Source organism: Roseovarius sp. (genome assembly GCF_027019125.1).
GTDB lineage: Bacteria > Pseudomonadota > Alphaproteobacteria > Rhodobacterales > Rhodobacteraceae > Roseovarius.
The window spans coordinates 1-1,617 of sequence record NZ_JALUXE010000016.1; the positions used below are offsets into that span (position 1 = coordinate 1).

The 1,617-nt window shown below is 63.7% G+C and carries 2 protein-coding genes and 1 pseudogene; all 3 read right to left on the reverse strand.

The features are described 5' to 3' along the window. Positions 1-218 (reverse strand): hypothetical protein (locus tag MVC20_RS06940; protein WP_297539734.1); only part of this gene is annotated, 218 nt, incomplete at its 3' end. Next, entirely contained in the window at positions 215-934 is a 720-nt protein-coding gene (locus tag MVC20_RS06945; RefSeq protein WP_297539736.1) for a DUF3800 domain-containing protein, read from the reverse strand. The genes MVC20_RS06940 and MVC20_RS06945, both read right to left, overlap by 4 nt. After that, positions 931-1,617, reverse strand: a pseudogene (locus MVC20_RS06950) (hypothetical protein); the annotation flags it as partial. The pseudogene MVC20_RS06950 and the gene MVC20_RS06945, both read right to left, overlap by 4 nt.

Below are 1,617 nucleotides of genomic sequence, written 5' to 3' on the forward strand. Positions count from 1 at the left end.
GGCAAGCGGTCCTCTTCGACGCGGCCCTCCTGCACCAGATGCCAGAATGATGCCCACTTGCCCGCCGTCTCCGGCAGGCGGCGGCAATTCACCGGAATGCCTTCGAACACCATCCCGCCGCGCGCGATCTCGGCGAGAAAGATGCCGAAAAGCTCGGCCTCGTAAGCCTGCCAGTCGCCGCCGAAGGCATTGAACGGCACCAGTTCGGGCGGATTCATCCAGCCGCCTCCTGCGCCCGCCACATCAGGATGTTGAACTTGACGGCGGCGAAGGTGGAGGTTCGCACAAGCGCCTGCGGCCCGAGGCGTTCGTTCAGCCGCGCGATGATCGCGGTCTTGGCCGGGCTGGTGGCGAGCCCGCGATTGGCATAGGTCAGCGCGCCGATCAGAAGATCGGTGATCTGCAAGAGTTCGCTTTCGTGGCTGCGCACCTGCTGCACGCGCTCGATGGTCTGGCGCTCAAAATCATGCAGGCTGTTGGCGAGCACATCATGCAGCTTGCGGATTTTCGGCCCGCCGCGCGTATCCTTCACGTCGAGATAGATGCGATAGCGATGCGGCGCCGTGAAGATCGGGCGCAGCATGGTGAAATACATCTTGTAATACCATTCGTCGTGGTCCTGCCCGAAGCGGGCATGGTCGAGCCGGGTCTTGTCGGGCACCACAAGCCCGCGAAAGCGCAGGCGATCATCGGCCAGAAAAAGGTCGACCAGCGCCAGGTAGAACGCGGCCTTGGCCGGCGATACCTTGGTCCATTTCGCTTCGAAGCCCGGCTTCAGACCATGCGCGGCCTTGAGCGCCCGGATCGCCTCGGCGGCGGCGCGCACCTCGCCTTCCGGGCATGTCACCGCGCCCCAGGCCATGACGGGAACGCCGTCGTGCTCCAGATGGCAGCTTTCATCGCAATAGACGTTGTAAAGGCGCGCCTCGTTCATTCCGCCGCCTCCATTTCGCGATCCTCCACCGGCGCCAGGGCCTCGGCAAGGAGGGCTTCGAGCAGACGGCGGCGGGTGTCGTCGGCGGTGGCGAGGCTCGCTTCGAGCCGGTCGCACAGCGTCATCAGCTCATCGACCTTGGCGACGATGCGGCGCTGTTCGGGGAGGGGTGGAAGTGGAAAGGCCGAGCTCGTGAAATACTCGGTCGGTACACGCTTCTGACCCGCGGTGCCGGTCATCCGCGGGATACCAGTCTCGATGAACTGCGGGCTCTTGAGAAACAGGACGATGTAATCGGCGTCCACAAAAAGCGGGCGGACGACATGCAATTCCGTTGTCCCGGCGCCAATGCCGCCGGTCAGGTTGCGGAACACAGTCGACTTGCCATTCTCGAAGCAGGGTGTGATCTTGGCAAGCCCGACATCGCCCTCCGCGAAGTGGGTGTAGCCTTTCTTGATCTCACCCCAGCGGCGCGGCTCGTGCCTGTTTGCGACGCCATATTCGGCGGCGATCATGGGCATCGGGACGAAGGATGCTTCGAGATCGTCGGCAGCCTCGTTGCGTGGACTGATGATCCCGAGTTCTGCGAGCTGCGTCCAAGCCCATCCGCGTGGCAATGGAAACGGCAGATCATCGGGTTCGTGCGGTGAACTCACTCTGGGCTTGCGGATCGCCCCCGCCTT

Coding starts and splice junctions, on each gene's coding strand:
- MVC20_RS06945 (WP_297539736.1), bottom strand. CDS start 934: ATGAACGAGGCGCGCCTTTACAACGTCTATTGCGATGAAAGCTGCCAT.